This is a genomic window from Vibrio tubiashii (assembly GCF_028551255.1).
Taxonomy (GTDB): Bacteria; Pseudomonadota; Gammaproteobacteria; order Enterobacterales; family Vibrionaceae; genus Vibrio; species Vibrio tubiashii_B.
In genome coordinates, this window is the sequence record NZ_CP117030.1 from 331,385 (window position 1) to 352,370 (window position 20,986).

General features: G+C 46.4%; 16 protein-coding genes. 12 read left to right on the plus strand and 4 right to left on the minus strand.

Annotated elements, in window-relative coordinates; all coding sequences use genetic code 11:
• Nucleotides 1–28: 28 nt before the first annotated feature.
• The gene (locus tag LYZ37_RS16835; protein WP_272788021.1) at nucleotides 29–1,102 is read right to left on the minus strand and encodes a TRAP transporter substrate-binding protein; all 1,074 of its coding nucleotides are present in this window, start codon (nucleotides 1,100–1,102) and stop codon (nucleotides 29–31) included.
• Nucleotides 1,103–1,316: 214 nt separating this feature from the next.
• Between LYZ37_RS16835 and LYZ37_RS16840 the strand changes: the two genes are divergently transcribed.
• From LYZ37_RS16840 to LYZ37_RS16865, 6 genes are all read left to right on the plus strand, one after another.
• Nucleotides 1,317–2,702, plus strand: coding sequence for a cache domain-containing protein (locus LYZ37_RS16840; protein ID WP_171320643.1), 1,386 nt, complete (start codon nucleotides 1,317–1,319; stop codon nucleotides 2,700–2,702).
• Nucleotides 2,699–3,331, plus strand: coding sequence for a response regulator (locus LYZ37_RS16845; RefSeq protein ID WP_171320644.1), 633 nt, complete (start codon nucleotides 2,699–2,701; stop codon nucleotides 3,329–3,331). Before LYZ37_RS16840 ends, LYZ37_RS16845 begins: the two co-directional genes overlap by 4 nt.
• Nucleotides 3,328–4,275, plus strand: a complete 948-nt coding sequence (locus tag LYZ37_RS16850) for a LysR family transcriptional regulator (RefSeq protein ID WP_272788022.1) — start codon at nucleotides 3,328–3,330, stop codon at nucleotides 4,273–4,275. Before LYZ37_RS16845 ends, LYZ37_RS16850 begins: the two co-directional genes overlap by 4 nt.
• Before the next feature lie 117 nt (nucleotides 4,276–4,392).
• Nucleotides 4,393–5,967, plus strand: a complete 1,575-nt coding sequence (locus LYZ37_RS16855; protein ID WP_272788023.1) for an acyl CoA:acetate/3-ketoacid CoA transferase — start codon at nucleotides 4,393–4,395, stop codon at nucleotides 5,965–5,967.
• Between the two features lie 119 nt (nucleotides 5,968–6,086).
• Nucleotides 6,087–6,821 carry a beta-ketoacyl-ACP reductase gene (locus LYZ37_RS16860; protein WP_272788024.1) on the plus strand — a complete coding sequence of 245 codons (735 nt, stop codon included), beginning with the start codon at nucleotides 6,087–6,089 and terminating at the stop codon, nucleotides 6,819–6,821.
• 1 nt (nucleotide 6,822) lies between these two features.
• On the plus strand, nucleotides 6,823–8,040 hold the full coding sequence (locus LYZ37_RS16865) for an acetyl-CoA C-acetyltransferase (RefSeq protein WP_272788025.1): 1,218 nt from the start codon (nucleotides 6,823–6,825) through the stop codon (nucleotides 8,038–8,040).
• A 5-nt stretch (nucleotides 8,041–8,045) separates the two neighbouring features.
• On the opposite strand, the gene LYZ37_RS16870 is transcribed toward LYZ37_RS16865, so the two are convergent.
• A complete protein-coding gene (locus LYZ37_RS16870) occupies nucleotides 8,046–8,528 on the minus strand; it encodes a DUF2938 domain-containing protein (protein WP_272788026.1) in 483 nt (160 codons plus the stop codon).
• 73 nt (nucleotides 8,529–8,601) lie between these two features.
• Between LYZ37_RS16870 and LYZ37_RS16875 the strand changes: the two genes are divergently transcribed.
• From LYZ37_RS16875 to LYZ37_RS16885, 3 genes are all read left to right on the plus strand, one after another.
• Nucleotides 8,602–8,991, plus strand: a complete 390-nt coding sequence (locus LYZ37_RS16875; RefSeq protein WP_272788027.1) for a helix-turn-helix domain-containing protein — start codon at nucleotides 8,602–8,604, stop codon at nucleotides 8,989–8,991.
• Nucleotides 8,992–9,223: 232 nt separating this feature from the next.
• Entirely contained in the window at nucleotides 9,224–9,724 is a 501-nt protein-coding gene (locus LYZ37_RS16880) for a hypothetical protein (RefSeq protein WP_272788028.1), read from the plus strand.
• Nucleotides 9,721–10,260 (plus strand): hypothetical protein, encoded by a 540-nt coding sequence (locus tag LYZ37_RS16885; protein ID WP_272788029.1) that lies wholly within the window; start codon nucleotides 9,721–9,723, stop codon nucleotides 10,258–10,260. Before LYZ37_RS16880 ends, LYZ37_RS16885 begins: the two co-directional genes overlap by 4 nt.
• 106 nt (nucleotides 10,261–10,366) lie before the next feature.
• Here LYZ37_RS16885 and fdhF read toward each other — a convergent pair whose 3' ends face one another.
• Nucleotides 10,367–14,578 (minus strand): formate dehydrogenase subunit alpha, encoded by a 4,212-nt coding sequence (gene fdhF / locus LYZ37_RS16890; protein ID WP_272788030.1) that lies wholly within the window; start codon nucleotides 14,576–14,578, stop codon nucleotides 10,367–10,369.
• A gap of 316 nt (nucleotides 14,579–14,894) precedes the next feature.
• Between fdhF and napG the strand changes: the two genes are divergently transcribed.
• The 3 genes from napG to LYZ37_RS16905 all read left to right on the plus strand — a co-directional run bounded on the left by napG (nucleotide 14,895) and on the right by LYZ37_RS16905 (nucleotide 18,408).
• On the plus strand, nucleotides 14,895–15,656 hold the full coding sequence (gene napG, locus LYZ37_RS16895; RefSeq protein ID WP_272788031.1) for a ferredoxin-type protein NapG: 762 nt from the start codon (nucleotides 14,895–14,897) through the stop codon (nucleotides 15,654–15,656).
• Nucleotides 15,656–16,510: a quinol dehydrogenase ferredoxin subunit NapH gene (napH, locus tag LYZ37_RS16900; RefSeq protein WP_272788032.1), complete on the plus strand. Its 855-nt coding sequence runs from the start codon at nucleotides 15,656–15,658 to the stop codon at nucleotides 16,508–16,510. Before napG ends, napH begins: the two co-directional genes overlap by 1 nt.
• Before the next feature lie 314 nt (nucleotides 16,511–16,824).
• Nucleotides 16,825–18,408, plus strand: coding sequence for an ATP-binding cassette domain-containing protein (locus LYZ37_RS16905; RefSeq protein WP_272788033.1), 1,584 nt, complete (start codon nucleotides 16,825–16,827; stop codon nucleotides 18,406–18,408).
• Nucleotides 18,409–18,429: 21 nt separating this feature from the next.
• Here LYZ37_RS16905 and LYZ37_RS16910 read toward each other — a convergent pair whose 3' ends face one another.
• Entirely contained in the window at nucleotides 18,430–20,895 is a 2,466-nt protein-coding gene (locus tag LYZ37_RS16910) for a diguanylate cyclase (RefSeq protein WP_272788034.1), read from the minus strand.
• Nucleotides 20,896–20,986 lie beyond the last annotated feature (91 nt).

Genomic DNA, 20,986 nt, shown 5'->3' on the forward strand with positions numbered 1-20,986 from the left:
TCGACCTTTAAGTCCAATTTACGCAAGCTTATTGGCTTTGGGTTTCACGAGGTAAGAAGCCGTTTGCTGCCCACAGCGCGTATCCTTCACGGAAGGTGCTTAGGTCACTCCAGACTTTATCGAAGAATGGGTCGGCGGCTTTTTTCTCATCAACCACTTCTAGCCAAGTATTCTTAAACAGGCTGAGCATTTCCTTGTTCCAGTAACGAATCTCTACGCCGTTTTCCTTAGCTTTTTCCATCGCAGCAAATTGCAGTGCTTCACCTTCTGCAATCGAGTAGGTCATGGTTGCCATACAAGTGGTTTCAACCGCGGCTTGTTGAGTGTCACTCATCTTGTTCCACGTATCTTTGTTGATCAGCAGCTCGAATACGGTCGATTGTTGGTGCCAGCCCGGGAAGTAGTTGTACTTAGCCACTTTGTGGAAGCCTAAACGTTGGTCGATGGCTGGCTGAGAGAATTCTGAAGCATCAATCGCCCCCTTCTCTAGAGCGCCGAAGATCTCACCACCGGGTAGTTGAACCGTACCAACGCCAAGTTTTTCCATCACCGATGCGCCAAGGCCGAAGAAGCGCATGTTAAGGCCTTTTAGATCCTCTGGCTTCTCGATAGGTTTACGGAACCAACCCGATGTTTCCGGGGAAATGATCGCACAAGGCATTACTTTTACGTTGTAGCCACCTTGGTCATACATCTCTTGATAGAGCTTTAGCCCGTTGCCGAAGAACAGCCACGCCATGTATTCACCCGCTTCTGGGCCAAATGGTACTGCTGAGAAAAGCGCAGACGCAGGAAGCTTACCTTGCCAGTAACCAGCGGTTGAATAGCCTGAGTTGACCTTACCTGTAGAGACCGCGTCTAAGATCTCAGCTGGATTGACCAATTTACCTGGCTCATAGATCTTCATTTTGATCGTACCGCCCGAGGTTTTGGTGATGTGATCGGCGTACCATTGAATCGGTGTACCGAGAGCAGGTAAGTGGCTACCAAAAGCGATTGGGGTTTTCAGTAGTACCTTTTTATCTGCGGCTTGAGCGCTGATAGAAAGACCTGAAGCTGCAAGAGTGAGTGCAGTAGCGATGGCAACTTTCTTAAGGTTCATGGGGGTGTCTCCTTGTTAAGCTGAGTTCCTTGTCAATATTGAGAAATGTGAACATCGCGTAGTAATTTGTGTTAATGCAATGTTACATTTGGGCTTAAGTTTAGAGAGGGGATTTATTGCTCTCTATTGGGAGAATTGCGCAAATTTAGTCGGTATTAAGTGCAATTTTCCGAATAAAGTTTCAGTAAAACTACGTACAAGCATGGATAGCGAAATGGGATTTGTAAGTAACAGAAGGCTCACACTCAACATCATTCTACTATCGATAGTTCCATTAATTATCGTGGTAGTGATTGTTGCTAGCATCCTATTTAGTCAAGCAAAACAATTAGTTGAAGAGCAGGTTGCCTTGACCCGAAATAATGTCCTTGCGGTCAAGAAGCAAGAATTAAAACAGTACGTAGAAATGGCAGTCAAAAGTATCGAGCCTTACTACCTAGATGACTCGTTAACTGAGGAGCTAGCCAAGCAAATTGTTGCCGAAAAGTTGAGCAGCCTCACATATGGCAGTGATGGTTATTTCTTTGCCTATACCTGGGAGGGTGATGCACTCGTGTTGCCATATCAAACAGATAGAATAGGTAAGAACTGGTGGAACGTCGAAGATGTTCAAGGCAAAAAACTGCTGCAAGAGCTCATCGAAGCGGGAAAAAACGGTGGCGGTTTTGTCGATTACTTATGGCACAAGCCATCGAAGAAAGAACCACTACCCAAGCTGAGCTATGCGGTCTCGCTTGATAAATGGCAGTGGATGGTGGGCACAGGGGTTTATCTCGACGATATTGAGCGACAAGTCGAGCATATGCAAAACGGCTTTGACCAGAATGTTGGCAAAACCAGTACCGCCTTGTTTGGTTTGGTGTTTGTTGCCGTGTCTGTAATTGCTGCTTTGGGCGCTTCACTCAATCTCAATGTTCGCCGATTAGCGAATCAACAGTTAAGCGTATTGAACCAACAGATTATCGATTCGCAAGAGAATGAACGTCGCCGCGTATCGCGAGAGTTGCATGATGGCGTCAACCAGTTGTTGGTCGCCGCTAAATACCGTTTAGACAATGTTTCCCAAGAAGCGAATGAAGAGAAAAAAGAACTCGAGCTCGATGCGAGTAAAAACGCGATGGAGCAGGCGATTGTCGAATTAAGAAGAATTTCGCGCGATTTACGCCCACCGCAACTGGATGACTTAGGGTTGGTGGCGGGGATTGAAGCCTATATAAACGAGCTAAGGGAGCGTACTCAGTTAGAGCTCGTGTTTGAACACGATATAGATGGAGAAGAGTTTTTACCAGAAGTAGAAACGACCTTGTATCGGGTTGTGCAAGAGGCACTGCATAACGTCGAAAAACACGCCAATGCACAAGGCGTTGATGTGATTATGCAAAGAGAAGGCAGAATGTTGATTTTAACCGTCAGTGACGACGGAGTCGGTATTCCGGCCAAGAAACTAAAATCAGGAAAGCGCAAACAACCTATATTTGAACATATGGGATTGCAGAATATGAAGGAAAGGATTCAGGCGATTGGTGGCACATTTGCAGTTACCAGTGAGCAGGGACAAGGTACAGAAGTACGAGTGAGCTTAAACATGGAGTTTGTATGATTAGACTTGTATTAGCCGACGATCATCGTTTGATGCAGGACGGGCTAAAGTCGCGACTTGAAAGGGAAGACAACCTAGATATTCTCGCTTGTGTGGGAACAGGTATTGATGCACTGGACACCACGCTGTCACTTAAGCCCGATGTGTTGTTGCTCGATATCAATATGCCGGGCCTCAATGGGATTGAAGTCTTAGAGAAGCTCGAAAAAAGCCAATCACGCACGGCAGTGATTATGTTGTCGATGCACGATAGCCGAGACTATGTCGTTCGCTCTGTCAAAGCAGGAGCGAAAGGGTACGTGCTCAAAGATGTGGGTTCTGAAGAGTTGGTCATGGCAATCAATCAAGTGGCGCAAGGGCGTTCTTATTTGTGTCCTCAGGCATCAGACCGTTTACTTGAGCAGATAAACGACAAGCCAGAGCCAAAAGACGATACGCTGACTAACCGCGAATCAGATGTGCTAAAAGCGATTGTTAATGGTGCGTGTAATAAGGATATTGCCGACTCACTTCATATCAGTGTTCGTACGGTAGAAACGCATCGACTCAGAATCAAAAAGAAGCTGGGCGCTACCTCAACAGCCGCGTTAGTCAAACTCGCTCTGCAAAAAGGGTTGGTGAGTGAATGACAACGAATCTGCTTTCAAGCCGACAGCCTATTCTGGATAAGATCGTCTTTTTTTGTGCCGTGATTCGATTCGGCTCTTTTCGTGAGGCGTCCATTCAACAAGGGATTTCTCCTGCGGCGGGCAGTCGGTGGGTTAAAGAGCTTGAAGAAGCGATGTCTGTCGAGCTAATTAAACGCAGTACACGGCAGTTGATCGCCACTCAAGCAGGTCAATTACTTTATGAGCGCTTTTCCCCGCTGTTACCCGATATTCATAGCTTGTGTGAAGAGGTACAAAATCTAGCTGAAGAGCAGCGTGGGGAGATAAAGCTCTCTTCCACCCCCTTATTTGCACGTCAATATTTGACCAAGATTGTCGCCGAGTATATTGAAATGCACCCTCAGGTGAACTTTAAGATCTTTATTGAGGCAGGAGAGTTTGATCCACTCAGTATCGACTTTGCGTTTCGTGCCAGTGCCAGTTACGACGGTGAGCCAGAACAAGATTTGTTACTTGTGCGTAAGCGGCTGCTGCGTGAGCCTTTATATTTATGCGCCTCTCCCCACTACCTTGCTCATCATGGCATACCAGAAAATCCCAATGAGCTTGGTCAGCATCGTTGCTTGTATGCGCGAACCTTGGTTGGTGGTAACCGATGGTGTTTTGAGCGTGATGGAGAAACGGAGATAGCCACCATTCAAGACACACTAGAGTGTGACAACAGCGAAATGCTGCTTGATCTTGCCCTAGAAAATGCTGGGATTGCTTATCTACCTCATTCCTTGGTGAGCAAGCAGATTCAAGACGGCGAGCTGCAACACATCATGCAAGATTACCAGTGCGCGAGTTTTGATATCGACCTGTTTTTCCGCCCAAGAACGCCAATGCCAGAACGTTGCCTCGGCTTTAAACAGTACCTCTATCAGAGGGTCGAAGAGATCTGTGCCGCTTACTCCCCTCGCTAAAAACTATTCCTAATATGAAATTCACAATCTCTATTTGTGCAATTAACAACAGCGCCGACAGGAACTAAGCTGATTTGGTAGAAACAAACTCGGGCAGAGACAACAAGGAAGGTTGAAGTGGTCGCAAAGCTTACGCCAGAACAGGCAGCGCAATGGATTAATGACGGTGATTCAGTATTACTCGGGGGCTTCATTGGCAGTGTGGTGCCTGAAGCCATTGAAAGAGCCATCGGTGAGCGTTTTACTCACACTCAGCAACCGAAAGACCTTACTCTGATTTTTGCCGCAGGGCAGGGCGATGGGCGAGGTCGCGCCGTTAATCATCTTGCGAAACAAGGTCTAGTGAAACAAGCCATTGGTGGGCACTGGGGTTTAGTCCCTAAGCTACAACAGTTAGCGGTCGACAACCTGATTCAAGGCTACAACCTTCCTCAAGGTATTATCTCTCACCTATTGCGTGACACCGCAGCAGGTAAGCCGGGCACGATGAGCAAAGTCGGGTTAGGTACGTTTGTTGATCCGAGAATCGAAGGGGGAAAGATCAACTCAGCAACCACACAAGAATGGGTAGAAGTGATTGATCTGCTCGGAGGAGAACACCTTTTCTATCACAAACTGCCCGTCAATGTTTCCATATTGCGAGGTACCACAGCCGATGAGAACGGCAACATCACGATGGAAGATGAGTGCCTAATTGTTGAAAGCTTAGCGGCGGCGCAAGCAGCAAAGAACAACGGGGGTAAAGTGATCGTTCAGGTGAAACGTGTCGTCGAAGCCGGAACGCTCGATCCACATGCGGTGAAAATCCCTGGGATTTTTGTTGACGCTGTGGTTGTGTGCCAAGACGAGGCTGAGCATATGCAAACCTTCGCCACCATGATGAACCCTGAGTTTGTGGGAATCCCAACTCCTCAAGAGTACGCAACACCTTCTGATTCTAACCAGCCTCCTAAGCTCGATGCGAAAACCATTATTGCCCGTCGCGCCGCGATGGAGTTAGAAGCTAACTCGATTTTAAACTTAGGGATTGGTGCTCCTGAATATATCGCACAAGTCGCGCAGCAAGCGGGGGTTTTGGAGCATTTCACCTTAACGGTTGAGCCGGGCGCTGTGGGGGGAACGCCGCAAAGCGGATTGGATTTTGGTGCCTCTCGTTTACCACAAGCCATTATCAGCCAAGATCAGATGTTCGATTTCTATGATGGTGGCGGTGTCGATCAAGCCTTTCTTGGCTTAGCTCAATGTGACCAAAGCGGCAATATTAATGTCTCTCGTTTTGGAAACAAAATTGCAGGTTGCGGTGGTTTCATCAATATCACGCAGAACGCGAAGAAGGTCTACTTTTGTGGCACTTTTACCGCACAAGGTTTACAAGTTGAGGTAAATCACCAAGCTTTGACTATTATTCAGGAAGGTCGACAGAAAAAGCTCATTAACCAAGTAGAACAAATCACGTTTAGTGCTAAGCAAGCCGTTATGAGCAACAAGCCTGTACTGTACATCACCGAAAGAGCGGTGTTTCGCTTAACGGAGAATGGATTAGAGCTAATAGAAATAGCTCCGGGTATGGATTTAGAGCGAGACATCTTGCAGCACATGGATTTCGCTCCTGTCGTCAGTTCGTCATTAAAATTTATGGATACTGCAATCTTTGACACGCAGTTTCGACTCAAAATTAGTAAAGATGAATAGCGGTTCAATCGTTCATCGACTTCCAATCGACGCAGACACCGATAAATTGGTAGGCTAAGTGCGTTTGCAATTGATTGGTTTTACTCGTCAGTTTTTCATTTGCCCATAAGGATTAAGACATGTTTGAGAACAAAATTTGTCTGGTAACAGGCGCAGCGCAAGGAATAGGTCGAGCAATCACTGAGAGATTCGCTCAAAACGGAGCAGAAAAGGTATATGCCTTAGATATGAATTCGGACGGATTATCCGCGGCATTTTCTGATATAGAGAATGTGGAAGCTGTTACGGTGAATATCTGTGACCGACAAGCGATTGCCGAGCTGGTGGAGTCAATTAAACAGCAATACGCGCGCGTAGATGTGTTAGTGAATAACGCAGGCGTGACCCGAGACGCACTGATCGACAAAATGACAGAGCAAGAGTGGGACTTTGTGTTGGACGTTAACCTAAAAGGCGTATTCAACCTGACTCAAGCCATCGCTCCGTTAATGATGGAAAACAACTATGGCTCGATTGTGACTATGTCTTCAGTAGTTGGGACCGACGGCAACATTGGACAAACCAACTATGCGGCCACAAAAGGTGGAGTTATAGCCATGACAAAAGGGTGGGCGAAAGAATTTGCTCGCAAAGGGGCTCAAGTTCGCGCCAACTGTGTAGCACCTGGCTTTATCGAAACGCCTATGACCGCTGATTTGCCAGAGAAAGTTCTCGATATGATGAAAGGCAAAACACCACTTGGCCGTATGGGGACAACCGAAGATATCACCAATGGCGTCGAGTTTTTAGCCAGTGACAAATCAAGCTTTATCACTGGGCAAGTGCTGAAAATAGATGGTGGGTTGGTACTCTAAGATGACCGAGAAAGTCTATATTGTTGCTGCCAAGCGAACTCCGATTGGCAGCTTCCTTGGTGGGCTGAGCTCCCAATCTGCCGTTGAATTGGCGAGCTTAACCATTAAGAGTGCGCTTGCCCAAGCCGAACTTGACCCGACCATGATTGATGAAGTAGTGGTGGGTAATGTGCTTGGTGCAGGTCTAGGGCAGGGTGTGGGTCGGCAAGCCGCTATTAACGCAGAGATACCGGTCTCAACCCCTGCGTATACCTTGAACATGATCTGCGGCAGTGGCATGAAATCGATACTCAACGCCATAAACTCGGTACGAAGCGGTGACGCAAACCTTGTGGTTGCTGCGGGCACCGAAAGTATGAGTAATGCTCCATTTGTGATGGATGGGAAATGTCGCCAAGGCAATAAAATGGGCGATATCTCCATGGTTGATACCATGCTCAAAGATGGCTTAACGGATGCTTTTGGCGGTTTTCATATGGGTATTACTGCTGAAAATATTGCCAAGCACTATGAGATAAACCGTGAGGAGCAAGACGCATTTGCCCTTCGTAGCCAATCAAGAGCCGAGCAAGCAATCAAGTCTGGTTACTTTGAAGAAGAGATCGTTCCTGTCGTGATTAAATCACGCAAAGGTGAAAGCGCTGTAAATCTCGATGAGCATCCGAGATTCGGTACTACCATAGAAAGCTTGTCTGGGCTTCGAGCGGCATTCGATAAGCAAGGGAGCGTAACTGCGGGAAATGCCTCTGGCTTAAATGATGGTGCGGTAGCCTTGATTGTTGTCAGTGAGCAAGCGGTTCAGCAGCATGGGCTGGTTCCTCTGGTTGAGGTAGTCGCAACAGGACAAGGTGGTGTTGAGCCTGATGTGATGGGACTAGGCCCAATCCCCGCGGTAAAACAGGCATTGCAACGAGCAGAACTTGAGCTGAGTGATATTCAAAGGTTAGAGCTCAACGAAGCCTTTGCTGCGCAAGCCATTGGAGTGATGAAAGGGCTGTCTGAGGAGCATCAAGTGCCTTACGATTGGTTTGAAGATAAAACCAACGTCAATGGCGGTGCGATAGCCCTTGGGCATCCAATCGGTGCATCAGGTGGTCGAATTGTCACTACGCTGATCTATGAAATGATCCGCTCTAAAACTCAACTCGGTCTCGCCTCTCTGTGTATCGGTGGTGGTATGGGTACTGCGTTGATTCTCAAGCGGGTTAGTCAAGCTTAACGTCCCTATAGCGTTAAAAGCGCTGTTAGATACAGGCCAAAACCATAGAAGCTATGCGCTAACAAACTTAACCCTCGTGCTTTCCACGGCGAGGGAGTTTTGGTTGCGGCAATACCAAATCCTAAGCAAGGTTGGATGATCAAGAATGGAAACGCTAGTGTCACTATGCCTGTCATAAGCGCAGGTACGATACTTGGATTCATCAGCCATGTTTCGCCTAAAATAAGTATGTGGACCAACGCAAAAACGATACCAGTCAAATAATGTAGAGCCCAACCCAACAGCTTTTCTCCCTTGACGGATGGAGTCGCCATAATCGGACGATGAACCCATTGTCCGTTGGGTATCAAACATACCCAACGTGCGACTAACGCGTAATCAAGAGGCGGAATGCCAAGCACTCGCTTCTGAATTAAAGCCCAAATATCCATGATCACTGTCGCGCCGATACCAACCCAAATCGCTTGTAGCCAAATTGATACTGCCATTTCGTTTTCCCTGTTGTAATTCGTTTTTAACCTGTTACAACTTGAAGTTAACTTTAAGTCAATGGGAATATTTATGGATATTGCAGTCGTTTCTAAAGAGTCAGGTTTGGCGCCGTCCACGCTCAGGTATTATGAAAAGATTGGGCTGATTCGTTCGATTGGAAGAAATGGCTTACGTCGACAATACTCACCTAATATTTTGAATAAATTAAATATTATTTCATTGGGTCGGGCTGCGGGGTTATCGCTAGAAGAGATCGCATCCATGTTCGATGTCGACGATGAATTGGCTATTAACCGAAATTTGCTTACTCAAAAAGTGGAAGAAATTGATGAGCAAATCAAGAGGCTGGCAATAGTACGCGACAACCTTAACCACGTTGCGAACTGCCCTCAACCGTCTCATCTAGAGTGTCCGTCTTTCCAAAAACTGATGGAGTCGGCTAAACGCTACCTAACTTAACCTACGATTTAATTCAGTGTTTATTTGCCAATGAAAACAGTGCAAAAGTAGTGATTTCCTTAAATACGAGAGATGTACATCTTGCAACTCAATACTTTATTTGACGCTAGCGCTGCGGAGAAATGAGCTGAATTACAAATACAAAGACAATTTTGTTAATATTGTGTTAACAATTGCCCTTTGGTAAAGTTATGGACTTGGAAGTGAACTTCACCTAGCCAAGGAATGCAAAATGAAAACATCAGCTATTGTCTTGAATATGTTGTTACCCACTTTTGCTTGTAATGTGAGTGCTTGCTTGAACGGCAATAATTTCGATTTGTCTCAAGGTAACAACGTTCGTGCTCATTATGGTGAACTAAGTGGTTATCAATCTTTTCGAGAGATAGCTCTTACTGAAATCTGCGACTGCACAGGTGATCCTACATGGATGCCTGTTAAAAGACTGCAGGTCGACGTTACTAAATCAGACAACATAATAGCTTTTATTTGGGATGATGATTGTGGATGTAATCCTAGTGACCCTACATGGATGCCTTCTTATCACCCATTCGGATTTTCTGTCTTAGGTAGACCAGAACATGCTTCACTATTTGATTATTCTAACAAAACTCAGCTAGAAGCTAGTATGGATTTCAGCCAACTTCGTTATGGGTACCATCCTTTTAACAGCAGCTTTCTCAAAGAGGAAAATTATCAAACTTATAGTGCATTTGAAAAGAGAGGGGAGTGATGACTGTTTTATACGGCTTTGAAACCTACGTATCTATGCTCAGAACAACACTAAATTTTAGTGTTATATCAATAGTATGCTCGACGATTATCTATTCGATATTCATTTTTTCGAGGAACGATAAAACGAAGTATAAGAACTTATATTTAACTATGCTCTGTGTCAGTTTACTTGGTGGTTTAACTGGCTTTTCTGGTGGTATAAGTAGATTGGGTGTTGTAGGAGATTTGATTCCAGCAGCTCTCACTTTTTTGGCTGGTACGGTCGCTTATATTTTTGGGATCAAAGAAAACAAAAATGCCGCAATCCCCATATTAGTGATCTCTTTTTCTTGTGCATTGTTCTTAAATTACTCTCTGGGTTCGAAGATTAGAAGTAATTATGAAGGCAAAAAGGAAATAAATGAACGTAGACTGGAGTTATGTTCGAAAGTTTTTACCTCTGATAAAATTCTCTCTCATGATAGAGGCTATCAAAGGGCGAGCGAACTATTTTATGACAAATGCAAGCCACTATTTAGTAGTAAAAACAAGTAAGTTTATGAAATAAGTATGAACATAGTTCTTAAACTACAACATTACTTCTTATTTTGGTAATAGCTAGCCATTTGGGCTAGCTATTAATTGTTAACAGTAGAACGAATTATGCACGAATACTTTGAGTGTTTAAGCACTCAACTCTTACAGCTGCGACCTTAAACTCTGGGATCTTAGCGTGTGGATCGGTGGCTGTGGTGGTGAGTCTGTTTACTGGCGACTCGACGAAGTGAAAAGGAATAAAAATGACCCCTTTCTGTATTCGTTTGGTCACAAACGCATCGATCTCGATCTCTCCTCTTCGGGTCGAGACTTTCAATCTCTGACCATTTGAAATCCCTAGTGCTTCTGCGTCTTGTACACTGATCATCGCTCTTGGCCCAGCGAGCTTGTCGAGCCCTTTGGTTTTACGAGTCATGGTTCCGGTGTGGAACTGTTCTAACACTCGGCCTGTGGTAAGCACGAGCGGGAACTCTTCATCAGGCAGTTCGGCTGCGTAGCGGAATGGAACTCCAACCATTTGTCCTTTACCGCGAGTGAATTGGGTTTGGTGCATGATGCGTGTGCCGTTCGGGTTGTTCTTGTTGCTCGGCCACTGGACACCTTCTGGCGTAATGTTATCCCACTTGAGGCCAGCATATTGTGGCGTGACGCGGGTAATTTCCGCTGTTATGTCAGCGACATTTTGATAGTGCCAGTCACTACCCATTGCATTGGCGATTTGTTGGATGATCCACCAGTCCTCTTTAGCTTCTCCCGGAGCGTTGACTGCGGCGTTGACTCGCTGCACGCGACGTTCTGTATTGGTGAAGTGACCAGATTTCTCGGCAAATGAGCATGAAGGTAAAACCACGTCTGCGTATTGGGCTGTCTCAGTTAAGAAGATGTCCTGCACCACTAAGAAGTCGAGCGTTTCTAACCCTTCAATTACATGGGCTTGGTTCGGGTCACTCAATACTGGGTTCTCACCCATAATGTACAAGCCGCGCACATCACGTTGGCATGCGCCATCAATGATCTCGGTGAGTGTTAACCCGGGTTCTGCTGGCAGGTCAGGTGCGTTCCACTCAATTGAGAACTTTTGGCGGATCATTGGGTTATACACCTTTTGATAGCCAGGGTAGTTGTTTGGTAGTGCACCCATATCACAGGCCCCTTGAACATTAGATTGACCGCGTAATGGGTTGATGCCGCCACCTTCAATACCAATGTTGCCGCACAAAAGCTGCAAGTTGGCGATTGAGCGAACGTTGTCGTGCCCCGTTGTATGTTGGGTAATGCCCATAGAGTAGTAAACGGCGGTGCGTTTGGCGGTGCCTATGGTGCGCGCCATCGCAAAGATGTCTTCAGCGCTGACGCCAGTGACTAACTCAACTTTATCTAAGGCGTAAGCAGGGGACATCACTTCCTGAAGTAGGGTATCGAAGCCATCCACACGCTCTTCTATGTACTCTTGATCGTACCAACCGTTTTTAATGATCTGTTGCATCACGCCGTTTAACAGCATGACATCTGTCCCCGGTCTATGAGCGAGATACAGCTCAGCATGGTCGACCATATCAATCCGCTTTGGATCGGCGACGATCAGTCGAGCGCCATGATGACGTATTGCCTGCTTGATATGCGAAGCGATAATCGGGTGCGCAGACGTGGTGTCTGAGCCAATAATAAAGATAACATCCGAATGTTTGATGCTTGGGATGTCGTTGGTCATTGCGCCACTGCCTAACGAGGCTTCAAGACCGGTAACGCTAGAGGCATGACATAAGCGCGCGCAGTGATCGACGTTGTTAGTGCCAAGCTCACGACGGATAAACTTTTGGAATGCATAGTTATCTTCGTTGGTGGTTTTTGCTGACGAGAAACCTGCCAACGCATTGCCGCCGAAGTCTTGCTTAATCGCAGAGAACTTCTTGGCGACTAAATCGATGGCCTCTTGCCAAGTGGCGGGTTGTAACCAGCCATCTTTACGGATGAGTGGTGTGGTTAGCCTTGAGTCATCATTGATAAAGTCGAAACCAAAACGGCCTTTGACGCACAGCATGCCTTGGTTAACGGGAGATTCTGCCCCTTTAACGAAGCGGATTTTATTGCTCGCCTCGTCGACATACATGGTGAGCTTGCAGCCAACCCCGCAATAAGTACAAATGGTATCGACTTGTTTAAGTTGTTCGCGGCGACCTTGAGAGCGATCTCGGCTATCGACCATGGCGCCTGTCGGGCAGGCTTGCACACACGCTCCGCATTGTACGCAGTTGGAGTCCCCCATGAGTAAACGACCATTTCTCGCTGAGCCAAAGTGCGGTCTATCATCGGGGCGAAGGGCAGGGCGTCCTTTCTCATCGTGAACAAAATTGAGAATGCCGTGAACGGCTTGTTCGCTACATGCCTGAATACACTGACCGCAGCTGATACAGCGGTTAGCATCGAACTCGATAAACTGCGAACTGCGGTCAACGCTGAACTTGTGTCTAGGATCTTTACTGCGCAGCGTTAACCAATCTTGATGAGATTTCACCTCTAGCGAAACTTTGAAAGGCTGCTCGGCACCATATTCTGTTGAGTAGTCACGTAGATCACATTGGGTGTTGGCTTGGCAGCCACATTCAAGGCAGCGCAGTGCTTCTTGAATGGCGTCATCGTTATCGAAACCTAACTCGACTTCGGCAAAGCTCTGCTCACGTTGCTCTGGAGTGAGCTCGGGCATAATGCTTCGCGCGACTTTCTCGATATGTTCGAAGTGAAGCGGATCAACTTGAGAGAGTTTCTTCTCTTTGCGCGAGTTGAACTCTGGTTTAGGCATATCTGCCATGTCGCCATTGAGGTATAGGTCAATCGCTTTCGCGGCGATGCGGCCATCTCCCACGGCTTCTACTGCGGTAGCAGGGCCGCGCCTGAAATCACCAATACTGAATATATTGCCTGTCCCGGTGTGCATGGTGGCGTCATCCGTTTGCGCGGTATTCCAACGAGTCAATGGGATAGAGAGTGAATCGTTCTCCAGAAAGCTCAAATCAGGTTTTTGCGATACCGCGGCAATCACGGTATCAAATGCTTCAGTGAAGAACTCACCAGTGGCTTGTGGTCGACGACGCCCTGAAGAATCTGGAGCACCTAGCGCCATTTTCTCTAACCGAACTGAACTGACCCGACCATTTGAGTCGGCAATATTTTCGGCAGGATTGGTCAAGAATAAGAACTTCACACCTTCCTGTTCGGCTTCTTCAATCTCGTAGTCTTCGGCGGGCATCTCTTCGCGAGTACGGCGATAAATCAGGGTGGTATCTGCTCCGGCTCGGCGTGCAGTTCGAGCGCAATCTATTGCTGTGTTGCCCCCGCCGATTACTGCAACCTTTTGGCCAGTGGTGTAGTGATGCTCAGTGACATAATCTTTGAGGTAATCCACACCTAGGTAGCAGCCATCTAAATCACTGCCCGGATAGTTCATCTCCACAGCGAGTGACGCACCGACAGCAAGACACACCGCGTCATAATCTTCGCTTAATTGAGATAAGCTAAAATTCTCACCCAGTTTCTGATTCGTTTTCACCATCATGCCATTACGGCACATTAACTCGATCTCTTTGTCGAGAATCGCTTTAGGGAGTCGGTATTCGGGGATCCCATATCGAAGCCAGCCACCAGCTTGAGGCATAGACTCGAATACCGTGACATCGTAACCTTCATTGGACAAGTAATAGCCCGCAGTTAGGCCACCCGGCCCACTTCCGACAATTGCAATCGAAAGGTTTTTGGCTGGTTTTTTCTCTGGTACATAAGATTCTTGCGCTGCAAGGTCAGCATCAGCAGCGTGACGTTTAAGTTGTCGAATGGCTATCGGCTCATCAACCAGTGAGCGGCGACATTCACTCTCACAGAATGCAGGGCAAACACGACCAATTGAAAGCGGCATTGGCAGCGTTTTTTTGATCACTTCAATCGCTTTTTGATGCTCGTTTTGTGCGATGAAATATAAATAAGACTGTATATCGACACCCGCAGGGCAAGCGGTTTTGCATGGCGCTTCACAATCGGCGTAGTGATCTTGCATGATCCGGTTGAGTGCTTGCTTACGGTGGGCGCTGAGTTGTTCTGATTGGGTAATGACATTAAGCCCAGAATAGACTTCTAATTCACAAGCACGCTTTGTTCCGCCACTTTCGACTTCGACAACACATAAGTCACAAGGGACTTTTTGGTCAGATTTGTTCAGGCCACATAGTGAGGGGATGTCTACTCCACACACTTTGGCCGCTTCTAGAAGGGTCGAGCCTTGCTCAACAATTCGATACTTTCCGTCTATTACGATTTCAATCATAAGACCCCCGCAGCAAAAATATAGCCACACATTCTATAAGGATAATATGTCGCAAGGAAAGTTCGTGTGACAAAAAACTCAATCTTTAGATATTTGTTGGATAAGGTGAGCTGTGGTTTCCCTGCAATTTTTCAATATGGGCGCTTTATCACTGCGGTTTGTTGATAAGCATCAATTGAAGTTTGATACACCTCTTTAGAGGTATGTATCTCGATCTCATTGCTCGCAAAAATAACCGCAATTTCACTATGGTTGCTATGCTTAAGTAGGTTGTAAGTCACCTTACACTGTAAGCGAAGGCGAGAGGTATTGGGTCATGAATTCGTCTAATTCAAAGCTATCAGAGAGTCGACGTCGGTTCTTACGCGATGCCGCTCGAACGGCCGCTGGGGTTGGAGTCGCTGCGACAGTATTGGGACTTCAGTCGACGCAAAGTCAGGCAAGAAACGGTGAAGGTGTACCGGTTCGACCACCGGGAGCGCTGCCTAAAGGGGAATTTGAAGCCGCATGTACTCGTTGTGGTTTATGTGTTCAAGCCTGCCCTTATGATACCTTGAAGTTGGCAACGCTACTCTCTTCTGTTGAATCAGGAACGCCTTACTTTAATGCGCGCAAAATTCCATGCGAGATGTGTGAAGACATCCCTTGCGTGCCTGCTTGTCCAACCGGAGCGCTTGACCCTAACCTGACCAATATCGACGATGCTCGCATGGGTACCGCGGTCTTGATTGACCATGAAAGCTGTCTTAACTGGCAGGGTTTGCGCTGTGATGTCTGTTACCGCGTTTGCCCACTGGTCGATGAAGCAATAACCCTTGAGCATATTCGCAATGAACGAACGGGCTATCACGCCAAACTCATTCCAACGGTTCATTCGGACAAATGTACAGGTTGTGGAAAATGTGAGCAGGCTTGTGTGACCGAAGTTGCCGCAATCAAGATCATTCCAACAGAGCTCGCGAAAGGCAAGATGGGAGCTCACTACCAATTGGGGTGGGAAGAGGTAACCAAGTCACTGGAAAATAGCGCGCCGGAAGTACCTGTAGAAGCGTTAGAAACGCTAGGAGGTAAGCTCTAATGGCTAAGAATCTAGCGAAAGATGCAGGAAAAGACGCAATCCGAGAACTTGGCTGGTGGAAGGCTCATCGCTTTTTGCTGTTGCGTCGTATATGTCAGCTCAGCATTATTGCCTTGTTTATGGCAGGGCCAACCTTAGGTGTACTAAAGGGCAACCTATCGTCTAGCAATCTGTTTGATGTCATTCCGTTTAGTGATCCATTAATTGTTCTTCAGACACTCGCCGCAGGGCACGTGCCTGAGCTCACCGCATTACTTGGCTTCGCCATTGTGGTGGTATTTTATGCTGTAGTGAGCCCGCGTGCTTTTTGCGGCTGGGTTTGCCCCCTTAATATCGTTACCGACTTCGCCGCTTGGCTGAGAAGAAAGCTCAATTTAAAGGCGAGCTACCGCTGGTCATCTAAACTTCGTTACTGGTTGATCCCAGTACTACTTATTGGCAGTGCAATCTCGGGAAGCGTGCTTTGGGCGTGGATTGATCCGGTTGCCACCCTTCATCGTGGCTTGGTGTTTGGAATGGGGGCCGGATGGATACTGATTGTTATGGTCTTTTTGCTAGACTTGTTGCTTGTTGAACACGGCTGGTGTGGTCACTTATGCCCGCTAGGTGCAACCTATGGTGTGATTGGTTCAAAGAGCTTACTTCGTGTTTCAGCAGTGCGTCGTGAAGACTGCACCAAATGCATGGATTGCTACAATGTTTGCCCAGAGCCAGAGATTTTGCGTCAACCGCTAAAAGAAGGTGACCGACGAGTCATGAGCCAAGACTGTATGAGCTGCGGACGTTGCATTGATGTGTGTGCAGAGAAGGTCTTCGAGTTCAAAAAACGTATTTCGGTTGAGCAAGTCGATTAATAGCATTCGAGACAAAGAGATGAACAAGCTTATGTGTGCGGTTGATAATCTCTTTATTTTTTAGCGCTTGAAGTTTGAACAAAGATTACCCTATACTCCCGCCATCACTTCTTTAGGAGATTACGCCAATATGAATAACTAACACCTGTTATCCAGTTTTACATCGTTATTAGGATTCCACAGGGTTAGTCGGCGTAGCTCCGTCTGTGCTCAATCGAGCATGACTTCTCTTATACAAGATTGTTTTTTATCGCATTTGTTTGCGATCTGTTTGCTACGTGCAATGCCTAATCCTGTCTAACAGGAGGCAATTTATGCCAGTTATACAAGCCAATAAAATCAGTTACCACTTCGACAATGGCGAGGTGCTTTTCAGTGATATCTCTTGTTCGTTAACGCAATCTAAAGTCGGGTTAGTCGGACGTAACGGGGTGGGGAAATCGATTCTCGCCTCTATTCTAACCAAGGCTCTTTCTCCCACTCAGGGTGAAGTCGCTTTAAATGCGAGCGTGAAAACCTACACTCAATTACCTTCAAAGCTACTGGATGGCAATATCTCGGTTGCGCAGTACCTTGGGATCGAGAGTGTTCTTCGCGCTTTGGCGAAAATTGAGCAAGGGGATTGCGACGAACAGTTGTTCGAAATTGTCGGAGAGCAATGGTCTTTGAAACAAGAGCTCGAATCCCAGCTTGGTGAGATGCAGTTACCGCGAAACACGGACTTTCTCTGTTCAGAGCTAAGTGGTGGGCAACTCGCACGCTTGCAGTTGTGGCAACTGTTTCAATCTGAAGCGCAGCTGCTAGTGCTAGACGAACCATCCAACCATTTAGACAAACAAGGTCGCGAGTGGCTTCGCGAGCAAATGAATGCCTTCACAGGTCATATATTGCTTATAAGCCATGATCGCTTTTTATTGCGAGAAATGGAGCAAATTTGGGAGCTTTCAACCTTGGGGTTAGCCCAATATGGCGGTAACTATGATGACTATAGAAATCAAAAAGAGCTAGAAGTAACGGCGGTTGAACGTCAACTAGACAGTGTCCACAAGGAGCAAAAAAGGCTTGAGCGACAAGCACAGAAGAACAAAGAGAAAGCCGAGCAAAGACAAGCAAAAGGAATGAAAGCGCGTAGAAGTGGCAGCCAACCTAAAATCTTGCTTGATGGTATGAAAGACAGTGCTGAGCGAACCATGTCCAACAAGCTGAAAAACGAAAACAGTCGTCGAGAGCTGCTTGATAAGAAAGAGCACGCTTTGAACAAGAGGAGTGAGCAGTTAAAAGCGCAAAAGTTCTATATGGGTGAGAGTCATGGAGGCCGAAAAGGACAGCTAGTTTCGATAGTCAATGGTGTCTTACCTTATGGCTGCCAGGAGCCTATTCATTTGCAGCTAACGGGAACTAGCAAGCTTTGGTTGCATGGTGGTAATGGGTCAGGCAAGTCTACCTTACTTAATATCTTGCGGGGTAAAAGTACTTTGCTCAGTGGTGACTGTTACCTCAATACGCCGTTATTTTACTTAGACCAACACTTTGGCTTGTTAGATAACACCAAAACTTTGTTAGATACGGTGATGGAGATGTGCCGTGGACTAGTGGAAGCAGAGGCTCGAACTTTGTTAGCTGGTATCGGTTTTCGGCGTGATTCGGTTTTCCGCGCAGTCAAGCAGCTAAGTGGTGGTGAGAAAATGAAGTTATCAATGCTGGTGGTCAGCCATCAGCCAACGCAGCCGGTACTTCTGTTGGATGAGCCAGATAACCACCTCGATCTGGAGTCTAAGCAGTTACTCGCCCAGACGTTAAATCAGTACAGTGGAGCATTTGTCTTGGTCAGTCATGATGAGGACTTTGTACAGGAAAGCGGGGTAAATGAAACTTACAGCCTGAGTAACGAGTTTTAATCGGCTAAAGGCTTAAGTTCGCTACTTTAGCTCTTTAGCAACAACCTTGTTGCGGCCGCTCTCTTTGGCATCATAGAGAGCGGCATCAGCGGTTTCATAAAGTTGTTCCATCGTGTACTTAGGTTTGTTGGTCGTCACTATTCCAAACGAAGCCGTAATAACATCAGAAGCGCGGCTGAACTGGTGCTCTAACTGTAACGATTCAATCTCCAGTCTGATTAGGTTGACGAACGATATGGCTTCTTCTGGAGAACGCCCTGTAAACAGCACGCCAAATTCCTCTCCGCCCAGACGGAAGCAGTAATCAGAACTCTGCTGACACTGTTTTTTCAGGGCATTAGCAAACTCGACGAGCTGTTTGTCACCGTTAAGATGTCCGTAATGGTCGTTGTATTGCTTGAAGTCATCGACATCAATAATTACAAAACTTAGCCAGTCTTGGATGCTCTGCGCTCGTAGGATTTCTGTAGGGAGCTTTTTATTATAGTAACGGCGGTTAAATAGACCTGTTAAAGGGTCAGTAATCGATAGCTGCTCGATTTTGTTTTTTTCATGTAACAGCTGCTGTTCTATCTGCTTTCTCTCGGTAATTTCGCTATTGAGTTTGTCATTTAACTTGGAGAGTTTACTCGTCCAGTAACTTAATAAAATCAACACCGACAACGACACAAGAGCGATTTTCCACACGAGACTATAATCCACTCCGTGTTCGTATCTAACCGTTACCCATCGGGAGTAGATGGTTTGTTTCTCTTCTTCAGAGAGGGCGTCCAAAGACTTCTGCAAGATGCTGTTGAGGATTGGCCAGTCACTTCGCACTGCCATTCTAAGATCAATTCGATACGGTGTGAGCCCTGAGACTTTAAGGTTGCTATATCCTTCGCGTGTCATAACATAGTTGGCGGTTGCAATATTACCTACGTATGCATCTACTTTGCCTGATGCGACGGATTGCAAAGCATCTGACACGTGTTCAGCGGCATACAGTTTGATTTGTGGGTGATTGTCTCGAAGTAGCTCGTATGAACTATACCCTTCTACCGCTGCAACCTGCATACCATTGAGAGCCTCAATATCGCGCACATAAGGAATGTCTTGATTGGTGATAATCATGAGTGGAAAACTGAGGTATGGGCGAGTGAAGTCCAGATATTGCTCACGATCCTGCGTGACAGGAAGAGCAGGGTAAATGTCTAGTGCTCGCTGTTTTGAAGCTTCAACAACCTCAGACCAACTCATATTGGTACTAGGAACAAGCTCTATCCCTAAGCGCTGAGCGATCAGCTTAATGTAGTCAGCAGCAATGCCCTGATACTCTCCACTACCGTCGACATACTCAAACGGCGGCCAATCTATATCAATTGCTAACCTTAGTTCGTTATGATCTCTTAACCATTCTACCTCATCATCGGTCAACTTGAGTGCTTTGGTGTTTTGATAATAACCATCAAGTAGGAATTTGATGCTGAAGTTATATAGTTTATCGCTCTCATGTTGTTTAGAGAGCGCCTGAAAATCAATACGTTGCCAATTGTCGTCAATAAAGCTTTGAAACATGGCTACATTGGCATGATTGATGGAATAGAATGGGGAGCGAAACTGGGTGGATTCAGCAATAAAATCGTGACCATCAAGATAGTCGTTCAACAAGATCATGCTCCACGCCGCTTCGGTAAAGTGACCACCAACCGAGATATAGGGCTCTCCCTCTTCAATTACTCTAAGTGCTACCGGTAGCCAATCCACTCCTCCGATATAGATGGAATTTAGCGGTAACTCTAGCTCTCGCATGGCATCTCTGGCACCTAATGCGATAGTGTCAGAGGCGGCCCATACCATGTTGATCTCAGGATGACGTTGGTAAAAATGCTTAAATTGGCGTTTCGCTTCTTCACGCCCCCAACTCATATTGGAGTCACTTTCTGCAACAACAGTTACGCTCGGGTTGTGCCGTATTAATTGATAAAGCCCTTGGTTTCTCTCGATTGCCGATAACTCCTTGAGATTACCATTGAGCACCAGCATTTTTACTTTGTTGATCTGACCATTGGCTTTTAGCAGCAGTTGCTCGGCCAAAACGGAACCTGCTTTGATATCGTTAGGAGTAATTTCTCCAATCCAGTAACGATATTTGGTTCGAGGGAGAAAATCGCGGGAGTTAAACCCTGTGTTGAAAAGAATACTCGGTATTTTGCACTTCTCAGTAATGGTAAGCAGCTTTTCACCTATCTGTTCGTAGTTCATGAACAGAACACCATCTACGCCTTTCTCGCATGCTTGGGAGACTTGCTTCAACATAGTCTCGGGTTGGTTCTCTGCATCATAGACATGTAAGGTAACGCCAAGGTCATTAGCAGCCGCTTGGGCAAATCTTATCTGCGATTGCCAAGAAGCACTCTCTGTTCGCGGAACAAACAGCGCGATCTCTGCACTCATAACTTGAATGGGTAACAATAAGAAAAACAACAGTATTGCGCGAACTTTCATTAGCACCGTTCAAGAGATGGGTTTTCTCTAGTATAGCAGTCGCGTTATTTGTTAATAGAACGTATTATATGGAACCAGTATTCTGAGGTAT